The sequence below is a fragment of the Bacillus sp. J14TS2 genome (assembly GCF_018333015.1).
Classification (GTDB): domain Bacteria; phylum Bacillota; class Bacilli; order Bacillales; family Bacillaceae_C; genus Lederbergia.
Window position 1 is genome coordinate 1 of sequence record NZ_BORE01000023.1, and the last position, 17074, is coordinate 17074.

Sequence of the window (17074 nt, forward strand, 5' to 3'; positions counted from 1 at the left end):
CCTTAATTCCCATTCTCCTTTTTTTTTTGCAAAGAGACGATATATAACTGAATATTCAGTTATATATCGTCTCTCGTAGAAAACAAATCACTTGACTTTATTATCGCTTTTTTATGCAACGCTAGTGCTTACGGGTAAGGTATTGATAATGAGCTATAGGGATGGGACGATGGCCTTGAAAGAGGAAAGTGACTGAAATATGAATAGGTCTTTTAAGGCTTCTCTGGAATCTATAGAGGAAATTTATTAGATAGTAAGGTACAATTTAGAATGGAAACATAAATTGAAAGGGGAATGAACATGACAGAGCGTAAAATAAAGTGGGGAATTATGGGTGCGGGGAATATCTCGCGGAAGTTTGCCTCAGATTTAGTGCAATCGGAAAATGCTGAACTATTGGCTGTTGCTTCAAGAACCGAGGGAAAGGCGGCTACCTTTGCAAGCGAATTCAATATTGCCCGTCCTTATGATAATTATGATCAATTTTTGCAAGATCAAGAGATTGAGATTGTTTATATTGGGACATTACATACTCAACATAAAGAATGTGCATTGCAATGTTTAAAGTCTGGTAAAGCAGTATTATGTGAGAAACCGTTTACGATGGATGCAGAAGAGGCTGAGGAATTAATTCAAGTGGCAAAAGAAAATAATACCTTTTTAATGGAAGCGATGTGGACACGTTATTTACCGGCTATTGTGAAAGCAAAGAAATGGTTAGAGGAAGGGAAAATTGGCGAAGTGCGAATGCTGACAGCTAATTTTGGCTTTAATGTGGGATGGAGCCCCAAGAGTCGCTTGTTAGATAAAGAACTAGGGGGCGGCGCAATGTTGGATGCTGGTATTTATCCAATTTCTTTCGCCTCATTCATTTTCGGTCAGCAACCATCGCAAATTAAAAGCAGTGCTCATATAGGAGAAACGGGTGTAGATGAACACTTTTCTGCTCTCTTCGAGTATCCAGATGGAAAAACAGCAATGCTAAACTCAGGAGTGCGGCTTAACTTAGCCAATGATGCGTATATTTATGGAACAGAAGGCTTTATCCGCCTTCCTAACTTCTTATTTGGAGATGGTGCCTATTTACACCAATCAGGTTCAGACGTAGTCGAATTTCAAGATGATCGAAAACTTCAAGGCTATCTTTTTGAAGCTGAAGAAGCGATGGCTTGTTTAAGAGCAGGGAAGCTTGAAAGCTCCACCATGCCTTTAGAAGAAACCCACGATATTATGAAAACAATGGATGCTCTTCGTAAGCAATGGGGCTTAGTATATTCATAATCAGCTAGATTTTTAAGAGGATGTTCAAAAAGACCGATAAAAGAGACATTGAATCCTGTGTCGAACGTCAAAGTCACCATAAACGGGCAGTCTGTCTCGAACTTTCGATATACGGGGCGCCAGCGCTTTTATCCCGCATTAACGGGCAGTAATACCCCCACCTCAAGGCTTTAGAGAATACGGAGAAGCATAGGTGGGGGATACACTGCCCGTAAAAGCTCGATTGGTTCGGGCCGACAGGAAGTTGGTCACAAAGGCGTTGCGACGTACAGGACGTACTAGTGCGGGCGAAACGACAGGATGTCGTGCTTTGAGCCTGCCGACAGGACGTCGCGAATTTAGCCTTTGATCTTCTGAAATCAGTGGGGATGAAAGAAAACCCCCACTGATTGAAGGTTCACTTTATCCGGTTTGGTTCTTTTTGATTGGGGGCGGCTGCAATTAGCGCCTCTTCGTACAAAGAAAGTGTTATAAAAAAGGTTGCGTTACAAAGTAGCCGCAGTTCAATAATGAAAAAATAGACCTGCCCTCCAAGTAAGGAGAGGCGAGGTCTATTTCTGTCTACACACGACACTAAGCAAATATTAAAAGAGAGGTTTCAAATCATCCCACCTTATTCTCCAGTCCTCTAGAGGATGTGGATTTCAAGACTTTATCGAAGCTCCCATATTTTTCTTGGACGAATAAGAAGGCCACCCCTCCTAGAATACTAGGAATGGCAAATGCCATAAAGGCGCTTTGAGGGGCCACATTTGTCGCAAGTAAGAGACCAATGATAACAGGTGCTAATATTGCCCCGATCCGCCCAATGCCAACTGTTACACTAAGTCCTGTTGCGCGGATTTCACGTGGGTAAAATTCGGATATATATGGATTCACCAAATTTTGTGTGCCGCCTGTGCAAGCTCCGCCAAGAGCAATCAATCCATATAAAACGAGTGTATGTGATGTCATGCTCAGGAAAATAAAGCAAACTGCTCCGATTAAGAACATGAATAACAGTACTTTTCGATGGCCAAGTCGTTCGACAAAGATTCCACCAAGTAAGGATCCGCCAATTTGCCCAACGGCTAATACTAGGTTAAATGATAGACTCGATGTAATGCCAAAGCCCGATTCTTGCATGATTTTAGGCAGCCAAGTATTTAAACCGTAAATCATAAGCAGGCAGCTAAAGACAGCCAGCCAGAACGCTAATGTACTAACAAGACGACGATCGGAAAATAGCTTTTTCACTGGCAGTCCTTTTGCTTGTTCTTGAACAGTCGCATATTCAAAATCGTCTGTTGCCTGATAGTCGCCTTTTGGATTCACTTTGTTAAGAATGGTGGCAATTTTGCCTCCTTGTTTCCGAAGAATCGAATAGGATAAAGATTCAGGAAATTGTTTGAGGAAAAATGGCAAAGTAAGCAAAGGAATAATTCCCAACCAATAGAGAAATCTCCATCCAAGACTCTCCATGGCATACATGCCAATCAGAGAGGCCAAAATTCCACCGATTGAATAGCCACAATACATTAATGCAACCGTTAAAGCCCGATTCTTCTTCGGAGAATATTCAGTCATGATCGCAATAACAGCTGGCATCAAGCCACCCATCCCAAGAGCAGAAATAAAGCGCATAATAGTAAAAGTGGTTGCATTAGGTGCAAAACCAGCTAATAAAGAGAACAAGCTGAATAATCCCATACAAATTGCTAATATTTTTTTACGGCCGATTAGGTCAGAAAGGGACCCGAGAACAAAGGAGCCGATCATCATGCCTACTAATGAATAACTACCAATCGCTCCTGCTTCAACGGTCGTTAAGCCGAAGTCATCCATCATAAAAGGCAATCCAATTCCGTAGAGAGCGATGTCAAACCCATCAAAGGCAATGGCATAAAAGCACCATAAAAATACTAATAAATGAAATTTATTGAATTTACTTTCGGCGATAACTTGTGTAGTCTGAACAACGCGCATGTCAATCTCCTTTGTTATTTGTAATATTTCGAAAACAGAACGGAAAAATGTTGATTTCATAAATCAGAGCGAGAGGGAAGAACGGCATGTTTAGCACGTTCTTCCTCATCAAATTGTTTGTCACTATAATCTTTCTAGTTCGTAATTATTTCCAAACATCTTCGGCAAGCTCGACTACATAACGAAGCTTTTCCCATTGTTCCTCTTCGGTCAACAGATTGCCCTCTTCGGTTGAAGCAAATCCACATTGAGGACTTAGTGCTAGTTGGCTAAAATCAACAAATTGGGAAGCTTCTTCAATTCTTCTTATAATATCTTCTTTTGGTTCCAGCTTTCCGTGCTTCGAAGTGATCAACCCTAGAACAATATTTAAATCCGATCGATTGACAAAGCGCAACGGTTCAAAACCGCCTGAACGATCATTGTCATACTCTAGAAAGAACCCATCGATATTTAAATGGCCAAAGAGTCTTTCCGCCACAGGTTCATATCCTCCCGAAGAAATCCAGGTAGAACGGAAATTCCCACGGCAAATATGCATGGTTACATTTAAGTCGTCAGGACGGTCGGCTACCGCTTTGTTTAATGTATCAAGATACATGTTAATTAAGTATTCCGGATCTTTTCCTTTGGCGCGCAATTGCTCTTTTTGTTCCTCTGAACATAGGTATGCCCAAGCTGTATCGTCTAGCTGAAGATAACGGCAACCAGCATCATAAAAAGTTTGTATCCCTTTTTTATAAGCTTTTGCTAAATCATCAAAGAATTCTTCTTCATCTGGATAAACAGCAGGATCGATTTCTCCTCGAAAATGAAGCATACTTGGACTTGGAATGGCAAATTTTGCAACATGATTTCCAGCTGCCGTATGAAGAAATTTATAATCATCTAACATAGGGTGCTGAGAAAAATCTAATTTACTTGTAACTTTAATCGCACGTGATCTTGTTTGTTGTTGTTGAAATTGAATTCCGCTTCCTGCCCAATAGCCGTCAACCCCAACTAAATCCTCTAAGAAATCGAAATGCCACCAAGCTCTGCGGAATTCACCATCTGTTACGGCTTGAAGCCCGATCTCTTTTTGCTTCGCGACGATTCTCTTGATCTCAGTATCCTCAATCGCACGCAGTTGCTCTGGTGTAATTTCTCCAGAAGCTTTCTGTAATCGTGCGTTTTTAATTGTTTCCGTTCTTAATAAGCTACCAACCTGGTCGGCTCGGAAAATTGTTGTCGTCTTCGTTTGCATGAAAGTCCCTCTTTTCCTCTTAAATAAAAAAGTCTATTTGAACATCCTTTTAAATCGAATATATTGAATCTTATCATGGGAACGTATTATAGTGTAACTGAAAAAAGATATAGTTGGTTATAACTTAAGGCTATAATAGATAGAGGTAGTTCTTGCGGGATTCAAGGAATAAAATACAGTGTTGAATATGAGGGACGAAAGATGAATTTACAACAATTAAAATATGTGATTGAAATCGTTAGAAGCGGCTCTATGAACGAAGCAGCTCGGAAACTTTATATTTCACAGCCGAGCCTGTCAAAAGCAATCAAGAATCTTGAAGGGGAAATTGGGAAAACGATTTTTACTCGAACATCAACCGGTATTACCCTTTCGCCGGATGGGGCGGAGTTTCTTGGTTATGCAAGGCAAGTAGTGGAGCAAGTAGAGCTTTTAGAAAGTCGCTATTTTAATGCTGACCCATCACCACAACTTTTTTCGGTCTCGACACAGCATTATGCCTTTGCTGTAAATGCACTTGTCGAAATGATTAAGAGGCATGGTTCCGATAAATACCAATTTACCATGCGTGAGACGAGAACCTATGAAATTATAGAAGATGTTAAAACATTGCGTAGTGAAATTGGGATTTTATATGTCAGTTTGTTTAATGAAAAAGTGATGATGCAGCTGCTTAAGGAAGAGGGACTTGAATTTCATTTGCTCTTTAAGGCAACTCCTCATATTTTTGTAAGCTCACAAAATCCGCTGGCTGGCAGGTCATCGGTTACTTTGCAGGACCTAGAAGACTATCCGCGTCTTACTTTTGAGCAAGGAGAATATAACTCGTTTTATTACTCTGAGGAAATCTTTAGTACGATCCCCAGCAAAAAAAGCATTCAAGTAAGCGACCGCGCGACCTTATTTAATTTATTAATCGGACTGAATGGATATACGATCTCAACAGGCATCCTAAGCGCCGACCTTAATGGGTCCGATATCGTCTCCGTCCCACTAGAAGAAGGAGAAGTCATCTCCGTCGGTTGGATCGTCCACAAAAAAGCCCAACTCAGCCGCATGGCCAAGCTATACTTAGAAGAACTTGAACGAATTATTGGGTTTTATGTTTAGGGGGGCCTGTCCCCCGCTGTTGTAACGCATTAACGGATCGGGGGACAGTCCCCCCGTTTGCTATTTTTTTAATTCATAATAGATAAATTTTTTATCTGGTGATCTCCCCGCTTCTTTAAAACCGAATTTTAAGAAGAGGTTTGTACTAATGGCATTTTTTTCATCAATGCCAGCGTAAATAATTTCTACTTTTTGACCTATGATTGTTTCAGTATTGGTTATCAGGTCAGATAGAATGAGTGTCCCATAACCTTGGTTGATATGTTGAGGATGAATTGCCATTGGATTAATGCCTAAAACTAATCTTTCATGATCATCCTTGAAATAATTAAGAATAAAAAATGCAAGGATTTCATTCTCCATTTCCACGACTTTAAAGTAATTAGCAATATTTGATCCTTCAGACGGGTGCTCTTTATACCAAATATATTGTTGGGAGATAGGCTCATGAAAAAAGGCATATTTATTTATTAAATTGGCGTTATCGCTGAATGATGGCAATATCCAGGCGTCAATCTTTTTGTCAATTTTTATATCGTAATCTCTCCATTTCAAAATATCTACCTCCGTGTATTCGATTCTATCATTATATAATAGTTTTGAGGTTTTCAGATTATTTCATTTATACTGATTAGTATATGATGCTTAAAATAGGAGGAGCTTTGTGGACCGATTATTGCTAATCTTACCTTTGTTATTTGTCGTTCTGGTAGCTGGCTGTCAATCATCTTCTCAAATTGACCCGAAGGAATTGGAGCAGTATAAGGTAGAACAAATGGAAGATCAGGTGAAGCAGGGGGATTTTATATTTCGGCTAGTGAGTGAAAAAGAAGAGTACAGTAAAGATGAAGAAGTCAAGCTATATGGGGAGATAGAATATGTTGGAGAAAAAGGGGAAGTTTCGATCGTTCATTCTGCCTCCGCCATTTTGTTCCCAATCGATGAAAAGATACGCGGTTATCAGATTCATAGCAGCGTCAGAGAAATCGGTGTGACAACTAAGTTGAAGCAGGGAGAGCCTTATCGTGAAGCGTATGCAAAGAAAGCGGAGGTGTTTTCTGAAGAAGATCCATCCTATCATAAATTTATAGATCTCTTTTTGGAAGGTAAAGGATTCCCGACTGGCTATTATCAGGTAAATGGATACACTGATTTTTTTGCGAAGTTGGGAGAAGAGGGAGAGTATGTTAAGATTGAGGCGACTGTTGATTTTAAGGTACTAGAATGAAGGCTTAATGTTTTCCCTTTCTCGTTAAGTAGACTGACAGAAAGGGTATAGTTTGAGATTAAAAAGTCTAAAATACATAAAATTAGAAGGATGTTTTCATGAAGAAAATCGTTTTATTGTTAAGTATGGTATTGTTTTTAGTTATGGCAGGTTGTGCAAGTAATGCTATTCCGAAGGATGATGAAAAGAATGAAAATACAACAACTGAGGAGGAAAAGGGGAAAGGAAAAGGGGAAGATTCTGAAGGGAATGAAGAGGAAACCTCTAGTACACCGTTAGCCTCTATTGATGATTTCGAGAGTATATCGATTGATGAGTATGATCAAGACAATTGGATTCGTATTGAAACAGACAAGAATATGGAAAACCGTGCCTTTTTAGACGGAGATCAATTTTTTATTAATACAGAAAACAATGAAACTGTTGCTTATACTAAGGATATGAAGGAAATTTGGCATAGTGAAGTCCCTTACCCGTTTAGAAGGCCGAGTGTGAAGACAGATGACTACATTTTGGTCAATAACGAAACCGAAGAGGGAACAGAAGCATTCATCGAGGCTCTAGATAAAGAAACAGGAGACTCTGTCTATAAAATCAACCTGGATAAATATAATGATCTGAGTGATATTTATGTGATCGATGATGCCCTTTATTTTGCAGCGGGACTACGGTCAAAGCCTGATGATATGTTATTCTCGGATGAATTTACGCTATATAAATATAATGTAAAGGATGGCTCTCTTATTTGGGAACAAGAAATAGGTGCACTAAAGGAGAATTCTAAAGGTTCTTTGTTTCAGCTCGCTTTTCATGGTGATCTTGTCTATTATGTGAGCAATGAATTGCAACTAACCGCATTGCAAAAGGAGACAGGTGAAGAAGAGTGGACACAGGATTTACCTGATAATTTACGCTATTTCATTCCCATTGTTGCGGGAGATATTTTATATATTTTAGATGGAGATAGTGTGTTCCACAGCTATGATGCAACGACAGGGGAACCAGTAGATGAGTATGAATTTCCAGGAAGTATTATAGGACCAGTTGCCCCGTATCCCATTTTCAAAGATTCACTTGTGATCTACCAAAATATGGATTTTGATAGTGGAGACACGACCCTGATTGCAGCTGATATGGAGGCGGGAGAAGAAACCTGGTCCATTGACTTTGGCCAACACTTTATATTTGGTGCCTATCTTATGGAGGACACCTTATATCTTCTAACCCAAGAAGGCGGAGAAGACTCCTCTGCCCCAACAAAGGTACTAAAACTAGAACCCGAAACAGGTGAACTAATAGAAAACATCGAACTAAACGATAAAATGGCCAAAGCCGCTAACAATCAGTATCTCTATATGGAAAACTATATCAACGATGAATACTTAGCCCTCTTCTTCGAAAGAACAGCTTATTTTATTAAATAAAGTGGGGCCTGTCCCCCGCTGTTGTAACGCATTAACGGATTGGGGGACAGTCCCCGTACAATTAAAGAAGGAGTTTTGCGCTCTGTTGGTGAAACTAGTAAGTGAATGGATTAAAAGTCGCCAATGAAGAGAAGAGGGGCCTTGATGAAGACTAGAGGTAAGTTTATTCGTATGTTCAAGGTGTTGTCTTTGTTTTTTATTATATTTATGCAAATTTACTGGTATAAAGTAAGCAGGAAGTCTGAGGCGGATTGGGAAGATTTATGGGGGAGTATTGGGAGAAGATTTCGACGATTACTTTTTGAATTAGAGGGTTTGCTAATTAAGGTGGGGCAGATTATTAGTACCCGCGCAGATCTATTGCCACCAGCGTTTATTAAGGAAATAGAAGATCTTACAGACCATGTCCCCCCTTCTGCCTGGAAAGAAATTCGGGAGTCGCTCAAAGCTGAGTGGGGAAGTGATTATAGCGAATTGTTGCTTTCGATCGAAAAGGAGGCGATTGCTTCTGCGTCGATTGGAGAAGTGTATAGAGGTGTTCTAAAAGATGGCTCCACAGTGGCGATTAAAGTACAACGCCCTCATATACAATCCATTGTTCAGACCGACTTTCGTACGCTGAGCATCGTTATGTGGTTTGCTAGACATGTTGTCCCCTTTCCTAAAGGATTTATTAATCTGAAGGTCTTGTTTACAGAGTTAAAGCAAGTGATTGAGCGAGAACTCGACTTTTCCAAGGAGAAAGAAACGCTTCTTTACTTCAGGGATCGTTTTAAAGATCTTGATATTGTCCAAGTTCCGTTTGTTTATCCCGCCCTTTGTACACCTAAAGTGTTGGTGATGGAATGGGTCGACGGGGTGAAAATAACTGATTCCGAGGCTGTTGAAAGATTACCAATTACTCGTAAAGAATTGGCTCAGCGTCTCATCAAAGTATTTCTTCCACAATGGCTTGAGGCAGGGAAATTCCATGCTGATCCGCACCAAGGAAACGTTCTTGTATCCAAGGAGGGGCGGGTCATTTTACTGGACTTTGGTATGGTGGGGGAAATATCTAAAAATGACGCGGCTGCCTTTCAAAGCCTAATTGAAAGCTTCCTAGCCAAAAATTATACAAAAGCTGTTGATTGCCTAACTCGTTTAGGATTCTTACTCCCAGAAGCAGATACTAGGTTAATGGAAAAGGTTTTAGCCGAATGGATGACCTTCCAACCTGCGCAATTAACAGAAGTTGATTTGCTGGCACTGAAACTGGAATTGAACGATATGATTCAAGCGCTTCCCATTCAGGTTCCAACTCGCTTTGTTTTTCTAGGGCGTTCTTTTGTGACGATTGAAGGGATCATTGTTCATTTAACACCAGACGAAGAGCTTCTTGAATTGGCTAAGCCTGTTTTCATGGAATGGGTAATGCACGAAGGAAGTAAATGGTCCTTTATTTGGCAATGGTTTCAGGCACAGCCAGTATTCAAGATCTTTCATTCCATTAAGGAATTTTTAAAAGCACCACAAACATTCGAACGTTTGAAGGAAAATGAACAAAGAAGACAATTTCGATTTACGATCTATGAAAATCGTAAAAAACAGCTATTTCAGCTAACATTGCTTAGCCTATTAGGTATTCTTGTTGGAGCATACTTATCAAATCCGTTTATTTTAAAGTTTACAATTGCTCTATCAGTCATTTCGATTGCCGGATATACAATTAATAGTTATAAGCTAAAAAAATGGATAAAATACATGCAATAGGGGGCCTGTCCCCCGCTCTGGCAACGCGTTAACAAGGTGGGGGTCTGTCCCCGAAAGGTGTGAGTAAATGGAAATTCGTAATATATTTTGTATTGGTCGTAATTATGTTAATCACGCGGTGGAACTTGGGAATGCTGTGCCAGATCAACCGATGGTGTTTTCCAAGCCTGTGAATTCTTTAGTGTATGCGGATGGGCAGGAGATCGATTATCCAGGAGATCGCGGGGAGATTCATCATGAGCTTGAGGTTGTTTTATACATAGGGGAAGACATAGTGGATGAGGATGTACAGGTTGATAAAGTCGTGACGAAGATGGCGCTTGGGGTGGATTTGACCTTAAGAGATGTGCAATCTGAGTTGAAAAAGAAGGGGCATCCATGGCTTCTCGCAAAAGGATTTAAAAATGCGGCGATTGTAACGGATTTTTGGGATTTTCCTAGTGAGGATGCCTGTAGGAAAGAGAACTTCAGCTTGTTACGTGATGGGGAGGCCGCGCAAAAGGGTAATATAACGTCGATGATCTTCTCTTTTCAAACCATTTTAGCATATATTCAAGCAAACTTTGGTTTGAAAAAAGGAGATATCATATATACAGGAACTCCTGAAGGGGTCGGTCCCATTGCAGATGGTGAAAAATACGAATTGCAGTGGGGAGAGGAACGAAAAGGAAGTTTTACTGTTCATATGAGTTGAAAATCCCGCTTGTTTCAAACCATGCTTTCTGATAATCAAGCCTAAGATCCACAGATGGAACAAACCGTTAGGAAAATTCAGGTTCACCAAGGAAATGCCAATAGTAAAAAGCCCACTTTCTCCATCTTACTCATGAGAAAGCGGGCTTTTTTGCAGCCTAGGAAATAGCTAGTGGATAACTAGCCTGCATCGCGGTCGCCATCCAGCTCCAGCGCCTAGCCCGAGAAGCTAACAGGATGTGAGTTCATCGATGAAGACATGCGGACGTGGCGAACTTAGCCGATGTTCTGCTTAATAACCCTTCCTAGGTTCAGGAACATTTGCTTGTCGGAGGACAACAAGATGTTGGTCACAAACGGCGTAGCGACGTACAGGAGGTAGTGCGGACGAAGCGACAGGACATCGTGTTTGAGTCTGCCGCCAGGACGGAGCGATTTTAGCCTTTGAACCTCTGAAATCAATGGGGGATGAAAGAAAACCCCACTGATTGAAGGTTCACTTTATTCCACCACTTCAAGTAATCCGTGTTCTAGGCAGGTGTCGATTGATAAGGTTTTTGAATCCTTTTTGAAACGAATGATTAGGGTGTCATTTGAGCTTTGCTCAATTTCGCCTGGCCCAAATACGCGATGTTTGATTTTTAGTCCGGAAAGGAGTTTCGCGGGATCTCTGATCACATTAGGGTTATCGGGAATTCTCCCTTTCTGATTCTTATTTTGGGATATGGCTATTCTGCTAGATTGCTGTTGCTTTTCTTCTTTAGGATGAAGAATCCTTTTGACATCTAGTACAAATTTAGAAGGGCCGACCTTTTTTCCGAATCTCTTCTTATAAGTGAGCAGTTCCAATTCCCTCTTTGCTCTTGTCATGCCAACATAGAAAAGGCGCACAGCTTCTTCCATTTCTTCTCTTTTTCCTTCTTTGAGCAGCTCATCTTCAGCCTTGGTAGGGATGACTCCCTTGATTAAGTCGATCATATAGACCTTCTCAAATTCCAAGCCTTTGGAACTATGGAAGGTGGAAAGTGTGATGGCATTTTGCTGTTTATTATATTTGGATTTCTTCAATAAGGAATCCAGGTGATTTAACCGCTTTGCAAATTCAACCATTGTATTCGTTGATTTGGCGATCTCTTCCAGTGTATTCAGCACTTCTAATAAATAGTCGATGTTAAAGCCTAGCTGTTCTGACATTTTTCTGAGCACTTGTTCATAACCAAATTCTTCGCGAATAATCAGCATCACTTGAAAAGGTGTTTTCCCATGCATTTGTTGATAGTGTTTTTGGTAAGCTTTCACTTTTTCCAGTTGCCAATCTTTTAAATCGTCTAATTTGATTAAAAGATCAAAGACTGATTGATTGGTTGAGCGTTGAGTCAGTTGTTGGATTTGTGCCTTTTTTAGATAAAGATGAAACTTAGAATAAATTCGTGCAAAAATATCTACTCGAGTCACGTCATACGACAAGCGCATAAAGTTTAGTACATCTTCCACAACCCAATGACTGAAAAAGCGATTATTGGAATCCTTCATATAAAAAGGAATATGCGCTTGATCCAATGCATCCAGAAGTAAAATTGATGAAGCATTATTACGGTATAAAATTGCGATTTCGCGCAGATTCTCTTCTTTGCCAATCTGATCGACTAAATAGCTGGATTGGTATTGATAATTGTCTAATGCTTTCAATTTGATTGGCGTATAAGCTGCATTTTCAGTAAACATATTTTTGTTGTAACGATTTTTGTTTTGTTTAATAAACGTATTTGCAACACTAACGATGTCTTGGGAGGAACGATAATTTTGTACCATCATTAAAGTCTGGGCGTCTGGATACACCTTTTTAAAATCAAGTAAATATTGTGGCTCCGCAGCTCGCCAACGATAAATCGATTGGTCATCATCTGCCACGACGCATAGATTTTTGTGATTATCGACCAATTTTTCTATAAGCGCATGCTGAACGAGGGAGGTATCCTGACTTTCATCGGTCAGCACATAATCGTACTTTCGTTGATATTTAGCTAGTAAGGTATGCTCCTTTTCAAATGCCTGTTTGGCAATTGTCAGCATATCATCATAGTCGACAAGTAGTTGATCGGTTCCAGCCCTTTTAAAGCGTTCGTATTTTTCAAAAATCTGTAAGGCATGTGGAACATCACAGGAAATATTGGCCCATTTTCCCTTGGGAATTAGTTTGTTTTTAATCAGACTAATATATGTAAGCAATTCGTCCAACTGATCATCTGTTATAGCCTTGTGATTGAACGACTTAAATAAATCCCGTAAAAGCATTTTTTTATTGAATGGGCTAGGATCGGTTCCTTCAATGATCTGATACTGAATCTTCCTGTTATAGAAATACTCACGTACAACCTGAAAGGCAAGGCTATGAATCGTTGAAAACTCGACAGGGGGGAGTGTCGGAAAGAAACGTTGATAGCGTTCTTTCATATCTCGTGCGGAAGCATTACTGAAGGTCACCGCCTTGATGCGTGAAGGAGTTAACCCTATTACCTCAATTAAGTATCCTATTTTCATAATAAGAGTTGTCGTTTTTCCAGAACCAGGCGATGCTAGAAGCAGCAATGGCCCTTCTGTATTCAAAACCGCCCTTTTCTGAACATCATTCAGCGAAACCCCTAGTTCCTGTTTCTTTCTATTAAAAAATTCTTCCCCTACAAGCATCATGCAAAATCCTTTCTGTTGCTTTAGCTATTAATAGATTATTTTAACATACTGCCTAGGAGTCCATAAGGTGATGTCTACATTTTATATAATTTTGTAAATAAAAGTTTAATTCGAAAAACAATAGGTAATATAACCACTAGATGCGTTTAGCTAAATAAATAAGGAGAGTGTATATATGAATATCTTTGATATGTATGCAACATCTGGTTTCCTCCACGGTGTGCAAAACTTTGTTGTGGCCATTCTTGTATTACTAGTTGGCTGGCTGATTGCCAAAATAATTGCTGGTGGGGTGGAAAAGGCCCTCAAAAAGACGAAATTAGATGAAAAGCTTTATAGAAAGGTTCGACCTGGAGAGCCACCTGTCGATTCGAATAAAATTATCGGCAAAATTATTTATTATATTTTACTTGTCTTTGTTTTGATTTTGTTCTTTAATGTTTTAAATTTAAATATGATCGCAAACCCATTGACCGATTTAATTTCAACATTCTTAGCATTTATTCCTGCGGTCCTCAAGGCGGTTTTAATCCTTGCTTTGGCATTTGTGGTTGGCGCTCTTCTTCAATGGGCGATTGTACATGGAAGTAAAAAAATCCATGTGAACCATTTGCTTGTAAAAATAAAATTAGCCAATACCATCGAAAAAGCGGATGAATATTTAGCAACAATTGGAAAAGTGGCCTTTTATCTCATTCTACTAATCTTTATTCCTGGTGTTATGGATGCTTTAAATATTCAAGGAGTTTCGGAGCCATTTAGTGGCTTGTTGGCGACGATCTTAGCTTTTATTCCTAAATTCATTGCTGCAGCCATCATTTTTGCAGTAGGCTGGTTCCTAGCAAGAATTGTTAAAAATATTGTTGTGAATCTTTTACAAGCGGTTGGATCGGAGAAACTGGTTAGTAAGTTGAAAATGGGTAAGATCTTTGGGGATTCGGGTTTAGCTACCTTTATCGGTAACCTTGTCTTTATCCTGATCTTGATTCCAGTTACCATTACAGCACTTGAAAAATTGGACTTAACAGGCATCACTGAACCTGCGATCAGTATGTTACATGAAGTAATGAATATGATTCCGAATATCCTTATCGCTATTGCCTTAGTCTTTGTCGGAATTTGGTTAGGTAAATTCATTGGCGGATTTGTGAGTGACTTTTTAAGCCGTACTGGCTTTGATAACATGACGGCTAAACTGCAAATGGGTCAGACAAAAGCAGATACAACCAAAATGCAGGCTTCTACTGTAGTCGGATATATTGTGCAAGTATTGATCATCTTTTTCCTAACGATACAGGCTCTTTACTTAATTAAACTTGACTTCCTAGTTGGTATTGCAACTGCTATCACAGCTTATTTACCAAATGTATTGGCTGCAGTGCTCATTCTTGGTGTTGCTTTAATCTTGGCGAACATCGTTGAAAAAGTACTGATCAATTTGCTCCATGGCCCTGCAATTAAGATTTTGGCTGGATTTGCAAAATATGCGATTATTGCATTGTCTGTCTTTATGGCACTAACACAATTAGGCATTGCCACATCCATAGTCGCATCGGCATTTACCTTGATCCTTGGAGCCCTTGCTCTTGCCTTTGGTTTAGCCTTCGGTCTTGGCGGAAAGGAATTTGCTAGTAAATATTTACGTAAATTTGATGAAACCATTGAAGAAACGAAAGTAAAAAATGACAATGAGATGGAGTAATCAATAGAAGGATGTAAAATGGACGATCGAATCAGGGGAAAGCCCCTATTTGATCGTCTTTTTTTGCTTTATAAAATCTGGCAGGGAGATTCCGCACAATAAAAGTGAAAGGACCTCGGTCATGCCCGAAATGGGGAGAAAAGAGAAAAGGCGTAAGGGCGGCTGGCTTGGCCGTGTCCGAAATAGCGAAAAGCAAGAAAAAGCGTAATAGCGGGCGACCCTGGCCGTCTCCAAAATGCCGAGGAGAAAGGCTAAATCGTAAGGTCGTGTCGATTGAAGGTTCACCTTATTAATCGGTCTTATGCTCAATAATAAGATAAATGAATTGGCAAGTAATTCACATAGCCGGATTGTGAATCAATGGTTATAATAAGAGAATGATTGATTTTTGGGGGGAGAATGGCCTTGACCTGGGAGATCCTTAACATCATCGGCACACTAGCTTTTGCAATAAGTGGTGCACTGATAGCGATAGAAGAAGATTATGATATATTAGGTGTTTTTATCTTAGGGTACACAACAGCTTTTGGCGGTGGTTTGATTCGGAATCTCTTAATTGGGATCCCGATAGAAAATATATGGCAGCAAGATTTGTTATTTGCTGTTGCTTTTTTCGTGATATTGATTGTATTTATTTTCCCTAGTAAATGGATACATTTTTGGCAAAGATGGGTCGTCTTTTTTGATGCGATTGGTTTAGGGGCCTTCGCCATTCAAGGGGCTAGATATGCGGTTTCTATTGATGCACCACTTATTGCTGTGATTATTGCAGCCACCATAACTGGTGCGGGGGGCGGGATGCTTCGGGATGTATTTGCTGGCCGAAAACCGATGATTTTCCATTCAGATATTTACGCTTTATGGGCGGCATTAGCAGGTCTTTCTATTGGTTTAGGTTTGATCAAAAGTCCATCGGCGACTTATCTGTTACTGGCTTTCATTGTTCTGTTTAGAATGTTATCAGTCTACTATAAATGGAATTTACCCCGAAAAGGAAATTGGAATCGACTGCACAGGGTTCAAAGTAGTAATGCCAAAAGCAAAATGTGATTAAAAGGGGAAAGTATTTCCATGTTCGGAACCATATTCCCCCTTTTTTTTACTTTCTCTAAAAACCCCACTGATTTATCGTATTACTTTTTGTCTATTTGGTAATAATTTCTCAATAAATAAGCAACCCATTTACAATGAGGGTGATTGCGGATATTTTCGATTAACCCATGAATAATGACCAGCCCGAGAGAAGGTTTTGTTAATTCCTGTTTTAGCAAGAGTAAAGATTCCTTTTCAAGTGATTCTTCCATTTCACTAATCTTTTTCTCTATGACAGACTGCAGTTGTTCCTTGGTGATGTTAAGGCTTTTCCCGTGTTCAATTAAAAGTGTGTAATCTTGGGAAATAAACGGTTTCGTCATGTGCTTAGCTAATAAATTGGTCTTCTCTACAAGGGTTTGGGACAATAAGTGAAAATCTAATTGAATATTTTCAAATAAAAATAGCTCCGCATACATCTTCATAAAACTTTTTATACAGAAGATGAGGTCGTATTTCGTATCCTTAACTTCGTCACCGTATAATCGTTCAATCATCGATAAGATTGCCTTTTCGTGAAATTTATCATAATCATGCATTTTCACAATAAGTTCTTGGTTCACGGTTTGCATTTGTTCTTTCATAAAAATTCGCGCAAAGTTCATATGTTTATGAAAATATGTATGACATGTGTAGTAAAATTCATATAGAAGCTTATCTTCAGATGAGGTTTTGACCAAGTAGTCAATATCTGAAGTGATTTGCATCATAAAATGATCAATGAGTGTTAAAATCAATTCATCCTTGGATTTAAAAGAAAGATAAAAGGCTCCTTTAGAAATTCCACAATGATCGGTAATTTGTTGAACAGAAGTAGCTTCAAACCCCTGTTTTGCAAAAAGTTCTGACGCCTTTTCCATAATTAATTGTTTTTTTAGCATTCGAATGTTTCT

Annotated in this window: 13 protein-coding genes; 8 read left to right on the forward strand and 5 right to left on the reverse strand. The window is 39.5% G+C overall.

Features of this window, described 5'->3' with window-relative positions; genetic code table 11:
• Positions 1–300 precede the first annotated feature (300 nt).
• Entirely contained in the window at positions 301–1281 is a 981-nt protein-coding gene (locus tag KI375_RS24380; protein ID WP_212975980.1) for a Gfo/Idh/MocA family protein, read from the forward strand.
• Between the two features lie 603 nt (positions 1282–1884).
• Here KI375_RS24380 and KI375_RS24385 read toward each other — a convergent pair.
• Together KI375_RS24385 and KI375_RS24390 are read right to left on the reverse strand one after the other, a co-directional pair.
• Positions 1885–3246 (reverse strand): MFS transporter, encoded by a 1362-nt coding sequence (locus KI375_RS24385; protein WP_212975981.1) that lies wholly within the window; start codon positions 3244–3246, stop codon positions 1885–1887.
• Positions 3247–3391: 145 nt separating this feature from the next.
• Positions 3392–4492, reverse strand: coding sequence for a 5-methyltetrahydropteroyltriglutamate--homocysteine S-methyltransferase (locus KI375_RS24390; RefSeq protein WP_212975982.1), 1101 nt, complete (start codon positions 4490–4492; stop codon positions 3392–3394).
• A 201-nt stretch (positions 4493–4693) separates the two neighbouring features.
• On the opposite strand from KI375_RS24390, the gene KI375_RS24395 reads away from it, so the two are divergent.
• Positions 4694–5602, forward strand: coding sequence for a LysR family transcriptional regulator (locus tag KI375_RS24395; RefSeq protein ID WP_212975983.1), 909 nt, complete (start codon positions 4694–4696; stop codon positions 5600–5602).
• 60 nt (positions 5603–5662) lie between these two features.
• On the opposite strand, the gene KI375_RS24400 is transcribed toward KI375_RS24395, so the two are convergent.
• A complete protein-coding gene (locus KI375_RS24400) occupies positions 5663–6157 on the reverse strand; it encodes a GNAT family N-acetyltransferase (RefSeq protein ID WP_212975984.1) in 495 nt (164 codons plus the stop codon).
• Between the two features lie 109 nt (positions 6158–6266).
• Here KI375_RS24400 and KI375_RS24405 point away from each other — a divergent pair, with 109 nt between their 5' ends.
• From KI375_RS24405 to KI375_RS24420, 4 genes are all read left to right on the forward strand, one after another.
• Entirely contained in the window at positions 6267–6830 is a 564-nt protein-coding gene (locus KI375_RS24405; protein ID WP_212975985.1) for a hypothetical protein, read from the forward strand.
• 98 nt (positions 6831–6928) lie between these two features.
• A complete protein-coding gene (locus KI375_RS24410) occupies positions 6929–8254 on the forward strand; it encodes an outer membrane protein assembly factor BamB family protein (protein WP_212975986.1) in 1326 nt (441 codons plus the stop codon).
• Positions 8255–8398: 144 nt separating this feature from the next.
• Entirely contained in the window at positions 8399–10003 is a 1605-nt protein-coding gene (locus tag KI375_RS24415; protein WP_212975987.1) for an ABC1 kinase family protein, read from the forward strand.
• 67 nt (positions 10004–10070) lie between these two features.
• On the forward strand, positions 10071–10697 hold the full coding sequence (locus KI375_RS24420; RefSeq protein ID WP_212975988.1) for a fumarylacetoacetate hydrolase family protein: 627 nt from the start codon (positions 10071–10073) through the stop codon (positions 10695–10697).
• Between the two features lie 500 nt (positions 10698–11197).
• Here the strand turns inward: KI375_RS24420 and KI375_RS24425 are convergent, their stop codons facing one another.
• A complete protein-coding gene (locus KI375_RS24425; protein WP_212975989.1) occupies positions 11198–13384 on the reverse strand; it encodes an ATP-dependent helicase in 2187 nt (728 codons plus the stop codon).
• A gap of 178 nt (positions 13385–13562) precedes the next feature.
• Between KI375_RS24425 and KI375_RS24430 the strand changes: the two genes are divergently transcribed.
• Positions 13563–15089 (forward strand): mechanosensitive ion channel, encoded by a 1527-nt coding sequence (locus KI375_RS24430; protein ID WP_212975990.1) that lies wholly within the window; start codon positions 13563–13565, stop codon positions 15087–15089.
• Between the two features lie 405 nt (positions 15090–15494).
• Positions 15495–16139 carry a trimeric intracellular cation channel family protein gene (locus tag KI375_RS24435; protein ID WP_212975991.1) on the forward strand — a complete coding sequence of 215 codons (645 nt, stop codon included), beginning with the start codon at positions 15495–15497 and terminating at the stop codon, positions 16137–16139.
• 83 nt (positions 16140–16222) lie between these two features.
• On the opposite strand, the gene KI375_RS24440 is transcribed toward KI375_RS24435, so the two are convergent.
• Positions 16223–17062: a TetR/AcrR family transcriptional regulator gene (locus KI375_RS24440; RefSeq protein WP_212975992.1), complete on the reverse strand. Its 840-nt coding sequence runs from the start codon at positions 17060–17062 to the stop codon at positions 16223–16225.
• Positions 17063–17074 lie beyond the last annotated feature (12 nt).